Source organism: Longimicrobiales bacterium, assembly GCA_035764935.1.
Classification (GTDB): Bacteria; Gemmatimonadota; Gemmatimonadetes; order Longimicrobiales; family RSA9; genus DASTYK01.
Genome location: DASTYK010000154.1, coordinates 1 through 2342, shown reverse-complemented (window position 1 = coordinate 2342; position 2342 = coordinate 1). Strand labels below are relative to the sequence as shown.

The following is a 2342-nucleotide window of genomic DNA, read 5'->3' as shown; positions in this document are numbered from 1 at the left end:
GGGGGTAGCCGAACTCGTCCTTGACGCGGCGGATGATGTCGAGGTAGGCGAGGGCGGGCTTGACCATTACCATGTCGGCGCCCTCCTCGATGTCCAGCGCGACCTCGCGGATCGCTTCCTCCGCGTTGGCATGATCCATCTGGTAGGCGCGCCGGTCGCCGAACTGCGGCGCGCTATCGGCTGCCTCCCGGAACGGACCGTAGAATGCGGACGCATACTTCGCCGAGTACGCGAGGATCGCGGTCTCGGCAAAGCCCTCCTCGTCGAGCAGCGCGCGGATCACACCGACGCGGCCGTCCATCATGTCGCTCGGCGCGACGATGTCTGCACCCGCCTGCGCATGGTGCAGCGCCTGGCGCGCGAGCAATTCCAGCGTCTCGTCGTTGACGACGGCGCCGTCGCGCACGATGCCGCAGTGGCCGTGCGACGTGTACTCGCACAGGCAGACGTCGGTGATCACGAGCAGCTCGGGCAGCTCGCGCTTGATGGCGCGGACCGCCTGCTGCACGATGCCCTCCTCGCCGAACGCGCCGCTCGCGACCTCGTCCTTGTGCGGCGGGATCCCGAAGAGCAGCACGGCGGGGATGCCCAGCTCCCACGCCTCGCGCGCGTCGCGGACGGTCTCGTCGACGGACGTGTTGAAGACGCCCGGCATCGAACCGACAGGACGTCGCACATTGCTGCCCGGCACCACGAACAGCGGCAGCACCAGGTCCTGCGGTCGAACGATGGTCTCGCGCACCAGGCTGCGGAGCGTCTCGGTGCGGCGCAGCCGGCGCGGACGGTAGATCGGAAAGGACGACATCATTATTCCTCCAGCGCGCGTCGCATGACGAGCGCATCCTCGGTCGGTCGTGCGTAGTAGTTGCGGCGGCGGCCCACCGGCAGGAAGCCGAGCCGCTCGTAGAGCCGCTGTGCGACGCGGTTCGACGGTCGCACCTCCAGGAACAGCTCGCGCGCGCCGCGGCGCAGCGCGCGCGTGACCACGGCATTCACCAGCGCGGCACCCACGCCCTGCCCGCGCGCCTTTGCAGCCACGGCGACGTTGCCGAGCTCGGCCTGGTCCGCGACCCACCAGTAGATCGCGTAGCCGATCACCTCCTCGTGCTGCTCGGCGACCAGTGCTTCCGCATCGCGCCGGCGCAGCAGGCCGCGGAACGTCTCGTCGCCCCACGGCATGCTGTAGCTGTCCAGCTCGATGTCGAACACGGTCGGCAGATCGGCGAACGTCATCGCGCGGATTACGATGTCGGGTGGCAGTGTCCCGCGCGTCGCGCGCTCCGTGCTGGTCATGCAGTGCCCCCGCGCTCGTCGGCCGGTACAGCAGCAGCATGCGACGCCCCTGCGCCTGCATCGTCGCCTTTGCGCATGTCGCGCGGCACGGTCACGTGCGGCGCGCGCACGTAATCGGGCTGCCAGTGCGCGGCGTCGACGGGCATCGCATCCTCGTGCATCGAATGGATCCGCACCAGCGCGCCCGCGCACCCGCCGATCGCCCCGTGTGCAACGCGGCCGCCGCGTTCCTCGATGCGCGCGCGGTTCCGTTCCGCGCCGTTGCCGACGTACAGCGGATCGTGCGTCGCCAGTCGTGCGACGATCGCTGCGACGTCGTCGGCACCCGGCTCGAGCAGTGCCTCGGAGCGCTGCCCGTCGAAGCGCCAGCACCCGGCGAACGCCTCGCCGCGGCGCGCATCGAACAGCGCGCACACGGTGCTGTCCGCGGGGGCGGCAGCAGTGGCCGCGGCCAGCAGCGAGGAGTACGCGAACAGCGGAGTGCCGCGCACGTGCGCGAGGCCTTTGGCTGTTGCCGCGGCGATGCGGACGCCCGTGAACGAACCGGGTCCTGCGCCGCAGACGATCGCGTCCACGTCGTTCATCGAGACACGCGCTGCGTTCAGCACGAAGTCGATTGCGGGCAGCAGCAGCTCGGAGTGGCGCTCCGCGATGCCGAGGCTGACCTCGACCAGCACGTCCGGGCCGCGGCCGAGCGCGACACCGCCCGGCGCGGTCGCGGTGTCCATTGCCAGGACGAAGCGCTCGCCGCTCATTGTGCCTCCGCGCCCCATGCGCGTTCGGCCAGCGCAGCGGGAATCGGCGGCGCGTCGCCAACGGCCTCGATCGTGACCGCCCGCAGCTCGGGCAGCGCACCGTGGCGCAGCGTGACGTCCCAGCGATCCCCGGGCACCAGCTCACCGGCGCGCTCCGGCCATTCCAGCAGCGTGATCTCCTCGCCGTCGCTCAGCTCCTCCCAGCCGAGCTCCCACACGTCCTCGGGGTCGTTCAGCCGGTAGAGGTCGAGGTGCGCGACGGTGCGGCCGGAGGCGGTCTGGTAGCGGAACACC

Annotated in this window: 4 protein-coding genes; all 4 read right to left on the bottom strand. The window is 70.9% G+C overall.

What is annotated here, in order from left to right; all coding sequences use genetic code 11:
• Window positions 1-808, bottom strand: an 808-nt coding sequence (hemB, locus tag VFU06_13350; protein HEU5210373.1) for a porphobilinogen synthase, incomplete at its 3' end; no start/stop codon positions are given.
• Entirely contained in the window at window positions 808-1293 is a 486-nt protein-coding gene (gene rimI, locus VFU06_13345; GenBank protein HEU5210372.1) for a ribosomal protein S18-alanine N-acetyltransferase, read from the bottom strand. The genes hemB and rimI, both read right to left, overlap by 1 nt.
• A complete protein-coding gene (gene tsaB / locus VFU06_13340; protein HEU5210371.1) occupies window positions 1290-2048 on the bottom strand; it encodes a tRNA (adenosine(37)-N6)-threonylcarbamoyltransferase complex dimerization subunit type 1 TsaB in 759 nt (252 codons plus the stop codon). Before tsaB ends, rimI begins: the two co-directional genes overlap by 4 nt.
• Window positions 2045-2342 (bottom strand): tRNA (adenosine(37)-N6)-threonylcarbamoyltransferase complex ATPase subunit type 1 TsaE (locus tag VFU06_13335; protein HEU5210370.1); only part of this gene is annotated, 298 nt, incomplete at its 5' end. The genes tsaB and VFU06_13335, both read right to left, overlap by 4 nt.